General features: G+C 30.2%; 21 protein-coding genes. 18 read left to right on the top strand and 3 right to left on the bottom strand.

From position 1 onward, the window contains the following. Nucleotides 1-96 precede the first annotated feature (96 nt). A complete protein-coding gene (tamL, locus tag G5V56_RS14025; RefSeq protein WP_166966105.1) occupies nucleotides 97-2,622 on the bottom strand; it encodes a translocation and assembly module lipoprotein TamL in 2,526 nt (841 codons plus the stop codon). Nucleotides 2,623-2,923: 301 nt separating this feature from the next. On the opposite strand from tamL, the gene G5V56_RS14020 reads away from it, so the two are divergent. After that, a complete protein-coding gene (locus G5V56_RS14020; protein WP_166966103.1) occupies nucleotides 2,924-3,643 on the top strand; it encodes a TrmH family RNA methyltransferase in 720 nt (239 codons plus the stop codon). 2 nt (nucleotides 3,644-3,645) lie between these two features. On the opposite strand, the gene porT is transcribed toward G5V56_RS14020, so the two are convergent. Both porT and ubiE read right to left on the bottom strand, forming a co-directional pair. Further along, complete coding sequence (gene porT, locus G5V56_RS14015) at nucleotides 3,646-4,374, bottom strand: type IX secretion/gliding motility protein PorT/SprT (protein WP_166966101.1); 729 nt, start codon at nucleotides 4,372-4,374, stop codon at nucleotides 3,646-3,648. 1 nt (nucleotide 4,375) lies between these two features. Next, nucleotides 4,376-5,104 (bottom strand): bifunctional demethylmenaquinone methyltransferase/2-methoxy-6-polyprenyl-1,4-benzoquinol methylase UbiE, encoded by a 729-nt coding sequence (ubiE, locus tag G5V56_RS14010; protein ID WP_166966099.1) that lies wholly within the window; start codon nucleotides 5,102-5,104, stop codon nucleotides 4,376-4,378. A 204-nt stretch (nucleotides 5,105-5,308) separates the two neighbouring features. Between ubiE and trkA the strand changes: the two genes are divergently transcribed. The 17 genes from trkA (at nucleotide 5,309) to G5V56_RS13925 (ending at nucleotide 17,016) form a co-directional block, all read left to right on the top strand. Continuing rightward, the gene (gene trkA / locus G5V56_RS14005) at nucleotides 5,309-6,658 is read left to right on the top strand and encodes a Trk system potassium transporter TrkA (RefSeq protein ID WP_166966097.1); all 1,350 of its coding nucleotides are present in this window, start codon (nucleotides 5,309-5,311) and stop codon (nucleotides 6,656-6,658) included. Between the two features lie 78 nt (nucleotides 6,659-6,736). Next, nucleotides 6,737-8,164 carry a TrkH family potassium uptake protein gene (locus tag G5V56_RS14000; RefSeq protein ID WP_240911318.1) on the top strand — a complete coding sequence of 476 codons (1,428 nt, stop codon included), beginning with the start codon at nucleotides 6,737-6,739 and terminating at the stop codon, nucleotides 8,162-8,164. Nucleotides 8,165-8,314: 150 nt separating this feature from the next. Next, nucleotides 8,315-8,572, top strand: a complete 258-nt coding sequence (locus G5V56_RS13995; RefSeq protein ID WP_166966093.1) for a hypothetical protein — start codon at nucleotides 8,315-8,317, stop codon at nucleotides 8,570-8,572. Between the two features lie 276 nt (nucleotides 8,573-8,848). Further along, nucleotides 8,849-9,055 carry a hypothetical protein gene (locus G5V56_RS13990; RefSeq protein WP_166966091.1) on the top strand — a complete coding sequence of 69 codons (207 nt, stop codon included), beginning with the start codon at nucleotides 8,849-8,851 and terminating at the stop codon, nucleotides 9,053-9,055. Between the two features lie 101 nt (nucleotides 9,056-9,156). Beyond that, nucleotides 9,157-10,275 carry an AI-2E family transporter gene (locus tag G5V56_RS13985; RefSeq protein WP_166966089.1) on the top strand — a complete coding sequence of 373 codons (1,119 nt, stop codon included), beginning with the start codon at nucleotides 9,157-9,159 and terminating at the stop codon, nucleotides 10,273-10,275. Nucleotides 10,276-10,386: 111 nt separating this feature from the next. Continuing rightward, entirely contained in the window at nucleotides 10,387-10,953 is a 567-nt protein-coding gene (locus G5V56_RS13980) for a helix-turn-helix domain-containing protein (RefSeq protein ID WP_166966087.1), read from the top strand. Nucleotides 10,954-10,968: 15 nt separating this feature from the next. Continuing rightward, nucleotides 10,969-11,415, top strand: coding sequence for a response regulator (locus G5V56_RS13975; protein WP_166966085.1), 447 nt, complete (start codon nucleotides 10,969-10,971; stop codon nucleotides 11,413-11,415). Next, nucleotides 11,415-13,202, top strand: a complete 1,788-nt coding sequence (locus tag G5V56_RS13970; RefSeq protein ID WP_166966083.1) for an ATP-binding protein — start codon at nucleotides 11,415-11,417, stop codon at nucleotides 13,200-13,202. Before G5V56_RS13975 ends, G5V56_RS13970 begins: the two co-directional genes overlap by 1 nt. 213 nt (nucleotides 13,203-13,415) lie before the next feature. Continuing rightward, the gene (locus tag G5V56_RS13965) at nucleotides 13,416-13,817 is read left to right on the top strand and encodes a hypothetical protein (RefSeq protein WP_166966081.1); all 402 of its coding nucleotides are present in this window, start codon (nucleotides 13,416-13,418) and stop codon (nucleotides 13,815-13,817) included. Between the two features lie 26 nt (nucleotides 13,818-13,843). After that, nucleotides 13,844-13,996 carry a lmo0937 family membrane protein gene (locus G5V56_RS13960; RefSeq protein WP_166966079.1) on the top strand — a complete coding sequence of 51 codons (153 nt, stop codon included), beginning with the start codon at nucleotides 13,844-13,846 and terminating at the stop codon, nucleotides 13,994-13,996. Nucleotides 13,997-14,044: 48 nt separating this feature from the next. Then, nucleotides 14,045-14,308 carry a YtxH domain-containing protein gene (locus G5V56_RS13955; RefSeq protein WP_166966077.1) on the top strand — a complete coding sequence of 88 codons (264 nt, stop codon included), beginning with the start codon at nucleotides 14,045-14,047 and terminating at the stop codon, nucleotides 14,306-14,308. Nucleotides 14,309-14,318: 10 nt separating this feature from the next. Further along, nucleotides 14,319-14,711 (top strand): hypothetical protein, encoded by a 393-nt coding sequence (locus tag G5V56_RS13950; RefSeq protein ID WP_166966074.1) that lies wholly within the window; start codon nucleotides 14,319-14,321, stop codon nucleotides 14,709-14,711. Continuing rightward, complete coding sequence (locus G5V56_RS13945; protein WP_166966072.1) at nucleotides 14,698-15,024, top strand: hypothetical protein; 327 nt, start codon at nucleotides 14,698-14,700, stop codon at nucleotides 15,022-15,024. The genes G5V56_RS13950 and G5V56_RS13945 overlap by 14 nt, the downstream gene beginning before the upstream one ends. A gap of 10 nt (nucleotides 15,025-15,034) precedes the next feature. Continuing rightward, a complete protein-coding gene (locus G5V56_RS13940) occupies nucleotides 15,035-15,694 on the top strand; it encodes a DUF6565 domain-containing protein (protein ID WP_166966070.1) in 660 nt (219 codons plus the stop codon). A gap of 29 nt (nucleotides 15,695-15,723) precedes the next feature. Next, nucleotides 15,724-16,224 carry a hypothetical protein gene (locus G5V56_RS13935; protein ID WP_166966068.1) on the top strand — a complete coding sequence of 167 codons (501 nt, stop codon included), beginning with the start codon at nucleotides 15,724-15,726 and terminating at the stop codon, nucleotides 16,222-16,224. Nucleotides 16,225-16,252: 28 nt separating this feature from the next. Beyond that, nucleotides 16,253-16,432 carry a hypothetical protein gene (locus G5V56_RS13930; protein ID WP_166966066.1) on the top strand — a complete coding sequence of 60 codons (180 nt, stop codon included), beginning with the start codon at nucleotides 16,253-16,255 and terminating at the stop codon, nucleotides 16,430-16,432. A 296-nt stretch (nucleotides 16,433-16,728) separates the two neighbouring features. Beyond that, complete coding sequence (locus G5V56_RS13925) at nucleotides 16,729-17,016, top strand: hypothetical protein (protein WP_166966063.1); 288 nt, start codon at nucleotides 16,729-16,731, stop codon at nucleotides 17,014-17,016. Nucleotides 17,017-17,061: the final 45 nt, after the last annotated feature.

Here is a 17,061-nt window from a genome sequence, read left to right as displayed (position 1 = left end):
AAGTAATGAATTTTTAATTTAAAGCTATGGCTTTGAGGCTTGAAACTTTGAAAACAACACTAAAACGTTATAGTGTATTTAATAGTTAAAAAGCTTTTAGAAAGGATAGTTTATACCAATGTTATAAACAGCATTTCCAAAATTATAATCATTAAACCACCTGTTTTTATCTTGGTAAGATGGATCATAAGTTTTAAATCCTATATCAAAACGAAAAACAAAAAAACTAAAGTCATAACGTAAACCAAAACCGGAGCCAACAGCAATATCTTTTAGAGAGTTGAATCCTGAAAATATGGCTTTTTTGTCATTTACTTCATCAAGAACATTCCAAATATTACCAGCATCCACAAAAACGGCACCGTTTAAACTACCAAACAAATTAAATCGTTCTTCAGCACTAAAGGCTAATTTAAAATTAGCTTCATTAAATTCATTGGAACTTTCTGAACTTCCGGGGCCTAAGCTGTAAGCTGTCCAAGCGCGGTTGTCATTAGCCCCACCTGCAAAGAAACTTTTTGAAAACGGAATACTGGTTGAGTTTCCGTACGGAATAGCAATACCTGCATAACTACGTACGGCGAACACATTTTTTTTACCTAAATTCCAATGTTTTATATAGTCTAACTCTGTTTTTGCATACTGAGAAAAGGCCACGTTAAAAAGTTCGTATCTATTACTGCTATCTTTGTTTAACCCTAAAAGACTAGAAGCACTAGACAATATATTGCCAGCTAGTTCTAATTTGACTCTAAAAATTGAAAAATTTTCGTCATAAATATTTTTACGTGTGTCTTCCACCAAACCAAAACTAGATGAGAAAATTAAATTATTTTCGGTTAAACGTTGTTTTCGCTCATTAATATTAGAAACTGTTTTATAATCTGCATCATTAGGGTTTAAAGTGGTATTGTTATTTAATACATCACTTATGAATGCATCAGTTTGATCGGGAAAATTTAAATTCTCTCCATTGTTATAATTTAATGAGGTGGAAATGGCATTAAGTGTTTTGAATGAATTTTGATAAACACCAAAGTAATTCCCAACATTCAGATTTCTAACGTATTGTGCATTGAAAATATCTAACCTATTAGTAATGTATCTCGATGGGCTCCATTTGTAATTAAAAGTTCCGCTAAATGTTTGTTTGTCTAAACCAATATTTGTTTGACTAGTTGCTGATAAACTAATGCGTGTACTTGGTGACATATATTTTGGAACAATATAATCTGTATTGAATGGTGAGAATAGCCTAGGGATGGTTAGGTTTAAATTAACACCAATCTCATTAATGTCAAAAAATTGATTACTGGATTTATTTGATGCATCTTTTGATGCTCCTATAGATCCTATCCCTGATAGTTCGAGCGTTTCAGCTCCTCTAAAAATATTTCTAATTAAAATACTTGGGTTTACAGCTAAACCAATAGTTTGAATATTACTTTGAGAAACTTCAGTACTAAAATTTAAACCAAATTTTTTAAGAGGCGTTAAAAAAATATTGGTAGTCAATGTTTCATCGTCATTTTCTATATATTTAATATCGGGGTATTTAAAGGTTCGTAATTCACTTAAATACCGGTATGAGCGCGTTCTGTCTATATCTTTAAATATATTTTTTGGAGTTATAAAGATGGCATCAGTTAATGCTTTTGGGTTAAACCTCATTTTTCCAATGCTGTATATGGTATACCCATTGTAATTTATAGAATCGGTTCTAGTTTCGCTCCTTCGTTCGTAAGTGCCATCAGTATAAATATTAACATCTTTTATGTTATAAATTTTAAAAGGCTCTCTTCTAACAGAATCTTGGTTTCTAATAGCTCGGTCTTGTATTTGAACTTCAATATTTACTTTTTTATTAGTGCCAACAGTATCTACCTCAAAGGCGATGTAATCTTGACTAAAATGATACACACCTTTATTTCGTAATTCGCTTGTAATGCGATCACGTTCTAATTGTAAATTAACCGTTTTATATTGTTCGTTTTGTTTTATAAAACTATTTCTTTGAACAAGTCTGTATATGGAATCGACCACAGAAGGCTCATATTTTTTTGAAATAGAATCAATAATGAATGAATTTCCTGTTTTTACAAAATAATCAACTTCTGCTCGCTGGTTATTTTTTTTATGAATTTCATAATTTGATTCAACATCAAACCAACCATTATTTATATAATAATCATTCAGTCGTTTAATAGATTTTTTTGTTCTGTCTTCGTTAAGAATAACCGGCGCTTCCCCAGTTTTTTTTAACCAATCGTTAAAACTTATGCGCGAGTCTATATATTTATCTAATTGTTTTTTAGACAAAAATGATTCTAAATGCGCTCTCTTATGTGGTTTTTTATCAAGATTAGCATTTACGATGGAATCAATATTAGGACGAGCCAGATTATAAATATTTAAGCGTAATGGATAGTTTAATATTTTGCTATTAGGTTTTTGATACAACAAATTATTTATGGTTTCGGTATTATCTTTTTTACCATTAACATGTACCGAATTTTTGGTTAGTAAATAGTCGCTTTCTGGGACTCTTTTTACGGCATCGCAGGATGTTATTAAAACAGAGATAATTATAAAAGATAGTATGTAATTAAACGCGTGTTTCAAGTAGAAGTTATAATTGATTAAATTTTTGACTTGTTTGTTCTTAAATTATTAAATAGCAATTGATGTGTCTTTTATATCTTGTTCAAAAATACATTATTTCATCTGTTTATACTTACTTTTTTTAAAGGTCCTTCTTCAACATTATTTCGTAAAGGTGTTAATCCTCTTTAGATTATTTCTTTTGAAACAGAAATAGTAATCAGCGCCTTTTCTAAATGAAAAATAATCTATTGAGACTAACGGTAACAATATTTTTTTCATTTTCTTTATATCGCAAAAGAGAAACCATTATATTGATACCATGCTATCAAAAAATCAAATAAAACAAATAAACAGTTTAAAGCAAAAAAAATATAGATTGCAACACAAACTTTTTGTTGTAGAGGGTGTTAAAACAATCAAGGAGTTTTTGCAATCATCATTTATTCTGCACACCTTATATACGACGGAATCCTTCAATATTGATGCCAAAAACCAAGAAATAATTTCTGAAGCTGAATTAAAACGGATTAGCTTTTTAAAAACACCTAATAGGGCTTTGGCGGTTTTTGAAATACCCGATTCAGAATCCATAGATTATAATCAATTAATAGTTGCTCTAGATGATGTGCGAGACCCAGGAAACCTAGGAACTATTATTAGATTGTGTGACTGGTTTGGGGTGAAACATTTGATTTGTAGTAACGAAACGGTTGATTGCTTTAATCCAAAAGTTATTCAAGCAACTATGGGGTCTATCACCAGAGTAAATATAATATATACAGATTTGCTTAAATTTTTAGAGCAAACTGAGCAAACATGTTATGGTGCTTTTATGGAAGGAACATCTGTTTATACTTCAACTTTACCTCTAAAAGGCATTTTAATTTTAGGAAATGAGGCCAACGGTATTTCAAGTGAGGTTGAATGTTTGGTTAACCAAAAAATAAGTATTCCCAGATTTGGAGATTTGCAAGCTACAGAAAGTTTAAATGTTGCCACTGCTACAGCTATTTTACTAAGCGAGTTTAAACGGCGATAAGTTTATTGAAAGGTAAAGTTGATAAAAAGGCCTCTTGTTTTCATACTATTAATATTACTGGTCCAAGGGCTGTTTGGGTCTTTGTCTCTAATAAGTTCATCGTTAATACCAAAAATACCACGAATAGAGGGCGTGAATTTGAAATTGTATAAATAAAAATCAATACCAAAACCAAGCTCATAAAACAACGAATTTTTTGTTGTTCTGAATTGCCCATTATTATTATCGTCTGGATTATTTTCGTTGCTAGATAAGTTTAATGCGGTAGAAATACCGCCAACAACAAATGGCTTGAAATTATTTATTCTTTTAGTAGAAAATTTAACTAATAAAGGAATATGCACGTAAGTAGATTTAACCTCGCGTATTAAATCATTATTGTTATATGAAACGCCTTGAAAGTATTCAGGACTATAATATAATTCTCTTGTTGTTATTACTAAACCTGGCTCCAAACGTAAATCTATAAAATTGTTGATACGTAAATTACCAATTAAACCTACATTAAAGCCTACGCTTCGTTTTACAAAAATATCTCTTAAATCTTGATTGTAATCAAAATTAAAATCATAATTGTTAAACCCCAGATAATAACCCCATCGCAATAAATTATAATCGGTAGATCCTTTACCTTGATTGGCATCATAGGTTACTTTCTCTTTTGTAAAAAGCTGTGCCTGTGTAGCTTGAAACAATAATAAAAAAGATATTAGTAAAAATGCCTGTTTCATATTATAGTTTTGATGATGTATAGATCGTAGCAACTCCAAATGTTTGCGGAAAATCTTTAACACTAATAAACCCAATTTTAGTTAAAATATTGTTTAACGCTTCACCATATGGGAAAACAGATGCTGATTCAGATAAATATTGATAAGCACTTCTGTCTTTTGAAAATAGTTTTCCAATCAATGGTAATATGTATTTCGAGTATAATTTATAACCCTGTTTGTATGGTGTTTTTGTAGGAACCGATGTTTCTAAAATAACAAAAATACCATTAGGTTTTAATACTCTTAAAATCTCAGAGAGCCCTTTTTCTAAAGTTTCAAAGTTACGAACTCCAAATGCAACGGTAATAGCATCAAAGGTATTGTCCTCAAAAGGCATGTCTTCAGAATCTCCTAAAACCATTTCAATAGTGTTTTGCAGGTTGCTTTTAACAACTTTTTGTTTTCCAATTTCCAACATGCCACTGCTAATATCAAAACCAATAATTTTATTGGCATCTGTTTTTGCAAGAGCAATGGCTAAGTCACCGGTTCCTGTGGCGATATCTAAAACTGTTTTAGGATGTGTTTTTTCAACAATCTTAACAACTTTTTTTCGCCATTTAACATCAATTCCAAATGAAATAACTCTGTTTAGTCCGTCATAGTTTTTAGAAATGGTATCGAACATTTTTGTAACCTGTTCTTTTTTTCCTAATTCACTATTTTTATAAGGTGTAATTTTCGACAATTTCTTTTTTTTGACAAACCTACATATTTTTTTTTACTTTAAATTATTCCATGAATGGCAAAATAAATATTGACAGAATTAATGTCTTAATATTTTTTTTGAATACAATAGTTTTTAGATAAACATTAAAAACCTTTTTACAACGATTTATTAATCAGTCATCTATAATTTATATTATATTAGCCACGATTATATTAACTAAACATGAAAATAATAATAGCTGGAGCAGGAGAAGTTGGATTTCATTTGGCAAAATTATTGTCCTATGAATCACAAGAAATAACCTTAATCGATCCAAAGAAAGACAGCCTTATTTATGCAGAAACACATCTTGATATAAAAGTTTTAAAAGGGGATGCTACATCGATTGGTTTACTAACTGAAGCTAATGTGGACAGTACTGAGTTATTTATTGCAGTAACCTCATCTCAGTCAACAAATATTACTGCATGCGTATTAGCAAAACAACTTGGAGCAAAAAAAACAATTGCCAGAATATCAAATACAGAATTTATTGATTATAAGGGTAAAGTAGGTTTTATGCAATTTGGAATTGACGAGCTTATTTCGCCAGAATCTCTGGCTGCAAAAGAGATTGAGTTACTTTTAAATCAATCGGTTTTTAATGATACATATGAGTTTGAAAATGGAGCCTTGACCATGCTTGGTTTAAACTTAAAAAAAACAGCCAGAATTAATGGAAAATCGGTTAAAGAAGCCGCACAAATTATTCCAGAGATTCATTTTGTTCCAATAGCCATTCAGCGTTATGGATCTCATTTAACAATCATACCTAGAGGGGACACTATATTAAATGAAGGCGATCATGTTGTCTTTATAACCTCTAAAGGTGGTGATGAAGAATTATGTAAACTAGCAGGCTTGTTTAAAGCTGAAATTAAGAATGTTATGATTTTGGGTGGCGGAAGAATTGGAAGAAAAACAGCAAAGAGCTTAACTGAAGGAAAGTTTAATATTAAAATTGTTGAACAAGATAAAGAAAGAGCTTTTGAACTTGCAGACCGATTACCAAACGCCTTAGTGATTAATGGTGATGGAAGAAATGTTGAAATACTGGAAGAAGAAAACATTGGCGATATGGATGCTTTTATTGCCGTTACAGGAAATTCTGAAACAAACATTATTTCAAGTTTGGTAGCAAAAAACAGAGGCGTTAAAAAAACCATTGCTCTTGTTGAGAACATGGATTATTTTGAATTATCACATTCTATAGGTATCGATACCCTAATTAACAAAAAGCTTTTGGCGGCCAATAGTATTTTTAGATATATAAGAAGAGGAGATGTGGTTGCTATGACCAAACTTAATAGTATGAATGCCGAGCTTTTAGAATTTGTTGTAAATTCTAAATCGAAAATCTGTAACAAACTCATCAAAGATCTTGATTTTCCACTAACAGCAATTATTGGTGGTGTTATTAGAGAAGATGAAGGCATGGTTGCCCTAGGAGATTTTAGAGTGAAGGCAGGAGATAAGGTTGTTGTTTGTTGTTTACCACAATCCATTCATAAAATTGAAAGTTTTTTCTTTTAGAAATATTGCTTCGTGAAACTGAATTATAAAATTATATGTCATTTGTTTGGTCTACTATTATTATTTAATGGTGGCTTTATGTTATTGTCAACTCTAGTTAGTTTAATTTATAAAGATGGCGTAACATTTCAATTATTACTAGCAAGCCTATTAACTTTAGCGTTGGGTGGTTTTGCCATGTTTTATACCAGATTCCATACCAAGGAAATGAATAAGCGCGAAGGTTATATTGTGGTAGCCTTTGGATGGGTAATCATGACTCTTTCTGGTACGTTGCCTTATATGTTTACCGAAAGTATCCCCAGTTTTGCAAATGCTTTTTTTGAAACGATGTCTGGTTATACAACCACGGGAGCTACTATTTTAAATGATATAGAAGTTATTCCAAAGGGTGTTTTATTTTGGAGAAGTTTAACCCATTGGATTGGTGGTATGGGAATTATTGTTTTAGCGATTGCTATTTTACCATTGCTGGGAATTGGAGGGATGCAGCTTTTTGCGGCCGAAGCTCCTGGGCCAAGTACAGATAAATTACATCCAAGAATTACAGATACAGCTAAACGTCTTTGGCTTATTTATTTTGGATATACTGCTGCTGAAACTATTTTATTAAAATTAGCAGGTATGTCATTTTTTGATGCTATCAATCATGCTATGTCTACCTTATCAACTGGTGGTTTTTCCACTAAAAACGCAAGTTTGGCTTATTGGAATGGGCAGCCACTTATACAATACATCGTTATTCTTTTTATGTTTTTGGCAGGTACTAATTTTGTGTTAAGCTATTTTGCATTTAAAGGAAAAGTTCAAAAGATTATAAAAGACGAAGAATTTAAACTGTACTTTAAATTTATTGTGATTTTCTCGTTAATTGCGGCTGCTGAAATTTATTTTAGAGCTGATGTTTCTTTGTCATCCGTTGACCATCCTATGATTTATGGAGAAGCAGAAAGTGCCATCAGGCATGGTTTGTTTCAGGTAATATCAGTTATTACAACAACAGGTTTTATCTCTGCTGATTACACCATGTGGACTCCATTTTTAATCGTCTTCTTTTTCGGTCTTATGTTTTTAGGTGGGTCTGCAGGGAGTACTTCTGGAGGTGTCAAAGTGGTTCGTCATTTAATTATGATAAAAAACGGCTTTTTAGAATTTAAGCGCACATTACATCCTAACGCTATTGTACCTGTAAGATATAATTCAAAAGCTATTTCGGGGGATATCGTATTTAATATTTTGGCATTTTTTATTCTCTATATGCTGTCTTTTATTGTTGGAGCTTTAGTGTTTTCGATGTTTGAAATTGATTTCCAATCGGCCGTTGGGTTATCTGCCTCGAGTTTAGGAAATATTGGGCCAGCTTTAGGTTTGTTTGGGCCTGTAAATAATTATTCTGCACTGCCGATTTTAGCACAATGGTGGGCCTCCTTTTTAATGCTTATTGGGCGTTTAGAACTCTTTACAGTTTTAATTTTATTCACTCCTTTTTTCTGGAGAAATAGATAAAATAAAAATTTATTTTTCTTTTTAAAACATCAGTATTCATAAGTATTTTCAGAGTTTGTTGCTTGTTTTTTAATGAGTTATGTGTGATTGCGATTGTAACAAATCAATGTTTAAAACGTCGTGATTATATAACCAATTAAATTTATTGTCATGGAATTAGTAATATCAAGACAGGGTATTGAAACCACATTTGAACCAAGAAAAATTGAAGAATATATTAAACCAGAAGGAATATTAAATTCAAATTATCAAATTATTGCAAAGTCTAATTTAGAAAACATTGAAGCCAATTCAGTTTTTGGTATTAGACAGCAAGTTAAAAGTTACCATTACAGAACTACATCTGGTGTAGAAACTTTATTGAAGGTGGCAGTTTTTGTGATTCTTTATTTATTGATTTTTTATTAATAAATTATTCACGCTAGTTGTTAAAGCTCAAATTTTATTCAAACCTTTCTTTTGGAGCAATAGGTATTAGTAATTTTTAGTGTTTCTTTCCACAATTTTTTTAAGCACTAAATGTTAGCTTTTATTAAGGCCGTTTTTTTATATAATCTTGTTCTTTATTAAAATTTTGTAATAATCATTGAGAATTGTGTAACGAAAGGAGGGGCGTTCAAGCATAACTTTGTATCACAAGGTGTTGAACACACTTATAAACTAAACGATTTATTATTTAAGATTATGAATAAGAATATAAAATTTATTTTGTTGGTAGCCGGTATTGGACTATTGGTTTACGGAATTTACACAATGATTGCTCCGGAAGCCTCATTAAGTATAGGTTCACTTGACATTACAACTCAAGATAATACCAATTCATATATAACTATCGGGCTAGGTCTTGCGGCTATTCTTATAAGTTTTATTGGAAGTAAATCTTTAAAATAATTTAAAAAAAATACTGCCTAGAGAAAATACAGTTCCTATACTATTGGTTGGTTAGTGAACAATATATGTAATTTATCTTTAGGTAGTTTTTTTATGACTATATGAATGTAAAAAACCACATTACACACAGCGCTTTTAGCTTACTTTCGTTTATCGCCGTTGTTTTTATATTATATATATTAAAATCATTAATCATACCTATATTATATGCGTCTATATTGGCAATTATGATATTTCCTATTCAAAAGTTTCTAGAAAAAAGATGGCGGTGCAATCGCTTATTTGCGTCTTTGTGCTCCATAACAATAATATTATGTGTTACAGCTTTATTAGTTGCAATAGTCTATTTTCGACTTAACGCCTTAATTAATAACAGTGACATCTATATAGCAAAATTAACAACGCTTTACTATAACTTTATAGAATTTACGTATGACACTTTTGGTATAAGTAGAAGAAGTTCGTTATTCACAAAAGATTTAAGACTTGAAAGTTTACTAAAAGGGCGATTTGATGAAATTGGTGGATTTATCTACCAGTCTGGGTTTATATTCAGCTACTTTGTTTTAATACCTATTTATCTGTTTTTCTTTTTGTACTACAGGCGATTTTTCAGAGTCTTTTATTATAAATTATTTAGAAATAAGCCAAAAGCATTTTTAAACCGAATGATTAGGAAAGTATATAGAATTCAACAAAATTATTTATTGGGATTAATAAAGGTCATTATAATTGTTGGCTGTTTAAATAGTATTGGGTTACTGTTGTTAGGAATTGGAAATCCTTTCTTTTTTGGCTTTTTGGCAGCATTTTTATTGTTAATACCTTATGTAGGCATTTTTATTGGATCATTATTACCAGCAATTGTTGCGTTAGCAACTAAAGATTCAGCTTGGTATGCTTTTGGTGTTATTGCCATATTTAGTTTTATACAATTTTTAGAAGGTAATTTTATAACACCAAAAATAACGGGTTCTAAAGTTAGTATTAATGCTTTTATAGCAATTTTGTCGCTTATAGTTTTTTCCATGCTTTGGGGTATAGCTGGTATGATTGTGGCATTGCCAATTGTGGCTACATTAAAAATTATTTTTGACAATACTCCAGAATACCACGCCTATGGATTTTTAATGGGAGAACCAATTGATAAGCATCTGCAAAGTACCGTTAGAAATAGGCTAAAAGCATGGAGGAAACTAAGAAAAATGAAACTGTTATAACTTAAATGCACTTGTTTAAAACTATTTAAAAAACAAATAAACAGTCGTTTATACGAAACCCTTCACTACCTTTACTTGTTAGCATTTTAATGAAAGTTAACACATTTTAATATGAAACTTTTCTTAAAATTCGATTTTAATACAGTCAGCAAAAAAGTATTGGAGTCTAAGTTCAATGAGCTAAACTTGGAATACAAAATCTTAGGTTTTGGTGAGGTAGAACTTTTGAAAAAAATAGAACCAGAGGAATATCTTGCACTAAATGAGTCTTTAAACGATTACGGAATTGAAATAGTAGAAAGTCAGAAAGGTATTTTGGTTCAAAAAATTAAAGACGCCATTATAAATATGGTTTTCAATGAAGACACCGATTTGAAAGTGAAAAGTTCGGTGTATTTATCTGAAAAACTAGGGCACAGTTACGGGTATCTTTCCAATCTGTTTTCAGAAATCACATATTCGTCCATAGAAAACTTTATTATTATTCAAAAAATAGAATATTCAAAACAACTCCTTTTAAATACAGAATTAAATTTAACCGAAATAGCTTTTAAACTAAATTATTCAAGTGTCGCACATTTAAGTACACAGTTTAAAAACACAACGGGTATAACGCCTTCTGCTTTTCAACGGATTATTTTTAAAAGAAGGGAAATAGCCCAAAAAAAACCTAACTAGTTATATTAATAGTTTATGCATACAGATTACATCCATATAATTCTTGCAGATGATGATGAAGATGACATTCTTTTTTTTACAGATGCTTTTGACGAATTAAAAATCAATACAAGAGTCAATACGTTCAATGATGGTGAAGAGCTTATGAATTATTTAAATGACGATGAATCACTTATGCCCGACGTCCTCTTTCTGGATTTAAACATGCCCAAAAAAACAGGAATAGAATGTTTAAGAGAAATTAAAACCAGTGATAAAATGTCTGGAATTGCTATTGCCATTTATTCTACGTCAGCTTCAGAAGAAGATATAGAAAAAACCTTTGTGTTGGGAGCAAATATTTATATAAAAAAACCAAACGACTTTAAAAAACTTAAAAAAGTACTTTCAGAAGTGGTTTCTATTAATTGGCAATATCATACCAATGCCTTAAATAAGGACAACTTTTTATTGAGACTCTAATGAAAAAGAAATATTTAGTTCAATCAACATCATTTTTAAGATTCATTCTTTTATTGAGTTTGTTTGTTATTCTTGTAATAGGAGGTTTTACATACAGGCATATCTCTAATTTGACAGATTCTACAGAAGTAGTTATTAAAACCTATAAAGTTAATGTTGAATTAGAGCAAATAGTTTCTTATTTAAGAGATGCTGAAAGTGGATACAGAAATTATATAGCAACAAAAGACACTTTTTATTTAAAGCCCTATTTAAATACGTATAAAAAAGTTAACAATTCTTTTCTAAGACTAAAAGGCCTTATAGAAGTAAATTCTGAACAACAGGAAAACTTAAAGGTTTTAAAGATATTAACCGACAGCCTTTTCTCTAACTTTTCTAAAACCAATGTTTTTGTTAAAAATGATGAAACAAATACCGAAGCATTTAAAACGCTTTATTTTAAAGAAAAAATAATAATAGATAGTATCAGGCGTCAGTCTACTGTTATGTTTGAATTAGAAAATAAACTGCTCAATATTCGTCAAAAAGAAAACCAAAGTGATTTGCAGTTTACGCCATTATTTTTTTATTCAGTGTTACTAGCTACCCTTATATTAATTATTATAGCCTATAATAAGATTAGTAATGACTTAAAAAACATAAAAGCAAAAAACGACCAGTTATTAATCTTTAAAGAATCTACAAATCAATCAGAAATTATCGGCAACCATGGTAACTGGATTTGGCATATAGATTCTAATAAGTTTGCCTATTCAGATAATCTGTACCGCCTTTTAGGTAAAGACCCTCAATCGTTTGAAGCTACTTTCGATAATTTTTTGAAATTTGTTCACCCTGAAGATGTGGACAAGTTTGCTGAAGATTTGGATAAAATGATTGATGTTGAAGAGTTGCCCGTAACAAACTATAGAATTATTCAAAAAAACGGTTCAATAAAATATCTAAAGGCATATGCAAAAGCCTTCTATAGTGTTGATGGGCAAAAAAGATTAATAGGTAATACCAGTGATATTACTGATGAGATAGAAAGTATTTTAACGCTTGAAGAACATAATTTAGAACTAGAACGAAATAATAAGGAACTTTCTGCTTTTAACTATGCGGCGAGCCATGATTTACAAGAACCTTTGCGGAAAATACAAACCTTTATTTCTAGGTTAGAAGAAAAGGAGGGTGCTAAATTTTCAGATTCAGGACGTCTATATTTAGAGCGTATTAAATCAGCAGCTGCAAGGATGCGTTTATTAATAGATGATTTACTTCAGTTTTCAAGAACCAATAAGCCTGATAAGGAATTTGTAAGTGCAGATTTAAATGATCTTTTTGAAAATGCCAAACAGGATGTGGCCGAAATTATTTCAGAAAAAAAAACAAAAATTACATGTGACAACTTGCCAAAAGCTACGGTGATAGAATTTCAGATACAGCAATTATTCTCAAATTTATTAAGTAATTCTTTAAAATATAGTAAGGAAGAAACGGTACCAATTATTAAAATAAACTATACAAAAGTAAAAGCAAACGATACCCCTGATTTATTAAAAGCGTCTAAAAGTTTTTACCATAAAATTACTTTTACTGACAATGGCATTGGTTTTGACCAAAAGTATGCCGAAAAAATATTCGAATTATTTAATAGACTTCATAACAAAAAAGAATATTCAGGTACTGGTGTCGGGCTTTCAATTTGTAAAAAGATTGTTGATAATCACAAAGGGTATATTTTTGCCAAAGGCGAGATTAATGTGGGCTCTGTTTTTACTGTTTATCTTCCAGTTAATTAAAATTTTATACTTCACATCAATTTTTGAAAAGTCCTAAAGTCCTTAAACGTGGGCTTTTTTGAGGCATTTTATATTCTCAATCACAGAAAACAATTTTAAAACCAGCTTTGAATAGGAATTCTGTAAGAATCAACCAAAATACTGTAACATAAAACCCTTCTTTCAGCATCACCTTTGTAGTATTCTTATATTAAGATATAGGACCGAAAAATAATGAACAAATCAATTTTTGCATCAGACACTATAGCATCAAATAAGTTATATGCCAATACAATGAAAGCAAACTTAAAAAGCAATACCACCCAAGTTTATAAATGGACCATAGAAACAAAAATGGGAGTTTTTACAGGGACTAGTCTAAGTATAGAAGATGTAAATAAAGAAATAACCATGTTAACAAACAACGCTAGGATTATAAAAAAGAACATTATTCCAACGTCTTCAACAAATGAGAATGAAGAAGTTAAAATTTATACATGGAATGTGATAACCAATAGCGGTAAAGCATCAGGTATATCAACAAGTTTAAAAGAAGCACAAAGCGCATTAAATTCATTCGGAACTACAGAGGTAGTAAAATCAAATATTATTGAATCAATTAACATATCAAAATAATTATTAACCTTTAAAAACATAACAAAATGAGAAGCTTATTATACATAGTTGCTGTAATACTTGTAATTGGTTGGGCATTAGGATTTTTTGTCTACAGTGTCGGTGGAATAATACACATCTTATTAGTGCTGGCCGTTATAGCCATACTATTTAGATTGATAGGAGGCAGAGGAATCTAACTACAACAATAATTCAAAATTATCAATACCATTAAAATTTAAAAAAAGATGAAATCAAGTAACACAATACTAGGATTAGTTGCTGGCTTAGCAGTAGGAGCAACATTAGGAATATTATTAGCTCCAGATAAAGGAGAAAAAACCAGAAAAAAAATGGTCTCGAAAACCAAAGAAACAAAAGACAAACTAAAAGACAGTTTTGATGATTTTCTTGATACGGTTTCAAAAAAATACGGGTCAATAAAAGATCAAGGAGAAGAATTGCTGAAAAAGGAAAAAGAGGAAATAAAGGAAAGGATGAAAAAGGCCTAATTAAAAATAAATGGAAACTGCGGCAAAACACATAGAATTGCTTTATGAAAAAGTTAAAGAATATACTGAAACCAGTTTAGAGTTGTACAAACTGAATGCTATAGACATTACGGCTGATGTTGTATCGTCTTTAGTATCAAGAATAGCACTGGTTTTAGTATTTTCTTTATTCACGCTCTTTGTTAACATTGCCATTAGTTTATTAATTGGGAATTTAATTGGGAGTTATTACCTAGGGTTTTTAATAGTATCAGGTTTCTATTTAATTATTACCATACTCATTTATTTTTTCAGTAATAAATATATCAAAATACCTATAACAAACCTTGTGATTGCAAAATTGTTAAAATCCAGAAGAAATGAAAACATAGAATCTAAGTTCGGACAAGATGAAAAATTATAGAAATCAGAACCAAATTCTAGAAAGCAAAATCATTAATCTGGAGAATAAAAGAAGTGAGAATCTTAAGGAACTAAAAATTCAGTTTGACACTTCCTATCAAGAATTAAGACCTTCAAGATTATTAATAAGAGCTTTGAATGATATTAAAGAAGAGCCTGAAGTTAAAAGCAATTTATTTGAATCTTTAATAAGTTTAGCTGGAGGCTATCTATCAAAACAACTATTGGTAGGCAAATCAAAATCAATTATTAAAAACCTATTGGGGTTTACATTACAATATTTTACAACAAAAATTATTTCAAAAAACATTTAAAATTAAAATTATGAAAACATTAAAAATTTCAATCGTAATATGCACATTAGGCTTACTCTTTACATCATGTAAAGATGAAAAACAGGAGGCAGCCAAACTAAAAGTAGAAGAGTATGCAAGCTATGTGGATTCAATTTCCAATTTAGATCTTGCCGCAGCCAATTCAAATTGGAATAACATTGAAAATGGGTACACTACCTATAAATACACTGCCAATGAAAATATAAAAGACCTTAAAGAAAGTGAAGCTTTAAAAAATGACATAGATGATTCAACATTAAAGTTTGAAGATTACAAAGCACAGTTAGCTGAAAAAAGACACCAAGACATGCTAAATGCAAAAAATAATTTAAGATTAGCTCTTTTAGGAAAAAACTATATGAATGATGATATGAAATTTGAGTGGATAAACAAAGATAATATTTTAAGTGTTTACCAAAATTTCGTGGATACGGTAGAGAAAAATAAAGATTCATATTCAAGAGAAGACTGGGATGAGATTAAATTGATTTACGAAGCGATTGATACTCGAAAAAATACAGTAGAAAAAGAAGGCTTAACAAGCTCCGATAACAGAAAAATTGCAGGCTTGAAATTAAAATTTGCTCCCATGTACACATTAAATAGAATGGGCGCGAAATCTGAAGAAAATGCAGAAGCAAAAAAATAATATTAACTAGATAATTAAAAAATAAATAGATGAAAAAATTATTAATAACAGGTGTAATAGTATTAATTGCTAGTGTATCAATGAACGCTCAAGAAATTTCGAAGAATGCATTAGGATTGCGATTAGGTGATAATGATGGTTTTGGAGGAGAAATATCATATCAGGCACGTTTAAGTACAGACAATAGACTGGAGCTGGATTTAGGATGGAGAAATGGAAATAACTATGACGGTTTTAAACTTGCTGGTTTATACCAATGGGTTATGCCAATAGAAAACCGATTTAATTGGTATCTAGGTCTTGGTGGAGGTCTAGGGTCATATGGTTACCATGACAATAATATTAACAATGGAAACGATTATACCGACACTTTTGTATTTGCAGCGGGCGATATAGGTATAGAATATAATTTTGATATCCCACTTTTAATTTCATTGGACTTTAGACCAGAAATAGCTTTTGGTGATGAACGTTATAACAATGATGATTTAGGATTGGATATAGCATTGGGTTTAAGATATCAGTTTTAAGAATAAATAACTTTAAAAATTAAAAAAGATGAGAAAATTAATATATGTATTTTCACTATTGATGTTAGTTGGAACTATTGCAACTAGTTGCAGAGAGAAAAAAACGGCAGGAGAAAAGATTCAAGATGGTGTAGAAGAGGTAGGAGATGGTATTGGTGATGCGGTAGATAACACTGTTGACAAAGTTGATGATGCCGTAGAAGAATAATTTAGTTTAAAATACTTAATAAAAAAAAGATTGCTTGAAAAGGCAGTCTTTTTTTTATACATAAAACAATGTTATCTAAATATCTTTATTTCAGATGTAACATTTTTATCAAATTTTCTACTTATAAATAAAGCAGCTTTTTACGATTGTTAACTGATAATCTTGAGCTAATCTCAAATTAGTCTTTTATATTTTTTGTTGAACAATGATAAATTTAAGTTTATTAATTGTTCATGTGTCTACAAAATTTATGTATTGAAATCTTCAATACAGTATTAACTTAAAACTTAGAAATCATGGGAGGAGAAGGATCAATGATGGCTGCTAATAATTCATTAAAAAACAATAGAAATCTCGTAGCTAAAAGAAAAGAAAAAAGAGCTCTTTCTGGGAATTATTCAGCTGTTCAATTAGCAGAATTTCCAAAAGCAACTCCAGAACAATTGGATAGGATAAAAGAAAAGATTCAAAGAGAAAACAAGCAACTACGGATAAAGCAAATTATAATAGTTTCAATTCTAATTTGTATGATAGCTTTTGTATATATATCACTGAATTTTAGTAGCTTTTTAAAGAATGTATAGAGTCAAAGTTTAACATTAAACGTATTTTATAATTTACCTTTGTAA

Origin of the sequence: Yeosuana marina, from assembly GCF_011762485.1 — a bacterium.
Lineage (GTDB): Bacteria > Bacteroidota > Bacteroidia > Flavobacteriales > Flavobacteriaceae > Yeosuana > Yeosuana marina.
The sequence above is the reverse complement of the archived record's forward strand: the minus strand, read 5'-3'. Positions and strand labels throughout refer to the sequence as shown.

Excerpts from the sequence above, each read along its gene's own strand:
- G5V56_RS13990 (WP_166966091.1), top strand. The coding sequence starts at position 8,849 with ATGAATAAGAATATAAAATTTATTTTGTTGGTAGCCGGTATTGGACTA.
- porT (WP_166966101.1), bottom strand. The coding sequence starts at position 4,374 with ATGAAACAGGCATTTTTACTAATATCTTTTTTATTATTGTTTCAAGCT.
- G5V56_RS13925 (WP_166966063.1), top strand. The coding sequence starts at position 16,729 with ATGGGAGGAGAAGGATCAATGATGGCTGCTAATAATTCATTAAAAAAC.
- G5V56_RS13960 (WP_166966079.1), top strand. The coding sequence starts at position 13,844 with ATGAGAAGCTTATTATACATAGTTGCTGTAATACTTGTAATTGGTTGG.
- G5V56_RS14000 (WP_240911318.1), top strand. The coding sequence starts at position 6,737 with ATGTTATTGTCAACTCTAGTTAGTTTAATTTATAAAGATGGCGTAACA.
- G5V56_RS13930 (WP_166966066.1), top strand. The coding sequence starts at position 16,253 with ATGAGAAAATTAATATATGTATTTTCACTATTGATGTTAGTTGGAACT.
- G5V56_RS13955 (WP_166966077.1), top strand. The coding sequence starts at position 14,045 with ATGAAATCAAGTAACACAATACTAGGATTAGTTGCTGGCTTAGCAGTA.
- G5V56_RS13995 (WP_166966093.1), top strand. The coding sequence starts at position 8,315 with ATGGAATTAGTAATATCAAGACAGGGTATTGAAACCACATTTGAACCA.
- trkA (WP_166966097.1), top strand. The coding sequence starts at position 5,309 with ATGAAAATAATAATAGCTGGAGCAGGAGAAGTTGGATTTCATTTGGCA.
- G5V56_RS13945 (WP_166966072.1), top strand. The coding sequence starts at position 14,698 with ATGAAAAATTATAGAAATCAGAACCAAATTCTAGAAAGCAAAATCATT.
- G5V56_RS14020 (WP_166966103.1), top strand. The coding sequence starts at position 2,924 with ATGCTATCAAAAAATCAAATAAAACAAATAAACAGTTTAAAGCAAAAA.
- G5V56_RS13940 (WP_166966070.1), top strand. The coding sequence starts at position 15,035 with ATGAAAACATTAAAAATTTCAATCGTAATATGCACATTAGGCTTACTC.
- G5V56_RS13975 (WP_166966085.1), top strand. The coding sequence starts at position 10,969 with ATGCATACAGATTACATCCATATAATTCTTGCAGATGATGATGAAGAT.
- G5V56_RS13965 (WP_166966081.1), top strand. The coding sequence starts at position 13,416 with ATGAACAAATCAATTTTTGCATCAGACACTATAGCATCAAATAAGTTA.
- G5V56_RS13950 (WP_166966074.1), top strand. The coding sequence starts at position 14,319 with ATGGAAACTGCGGCAAAACACATAGAATTGCTTTATGAAAAAGTTAAA.
- G5V56_RS13970 (WP_166966083.1), top strand. The coding sequence starts at position 11,415 with ATGAAAAAGAAATATTTAGTTCAATCAACATCATTTTTAAGATTCATT.
- G5V56_RS13980 (WP_166966087.1), top strand. The coding sequence starts at position 10,387 with ATGAAACTTTTCTTAAAATTCGATTTTAATACAGTCAGCAAAAAAGTA.
- G5V56_RS13935 (WP_166966068.1), top strand. The coding sequence starts at position 15,724 with ATGAAAAAATTATTAATAACAGGTGTAATAGTATTAATTGCTAGTGTA.
- G5V56_RS13985 (WP_166966089.1), top strand. The coding sequence starts at position 9,157 with ATGAATGTAAAAAACCACATTACACACAGCGCTTTTAGCTTACTTTCG.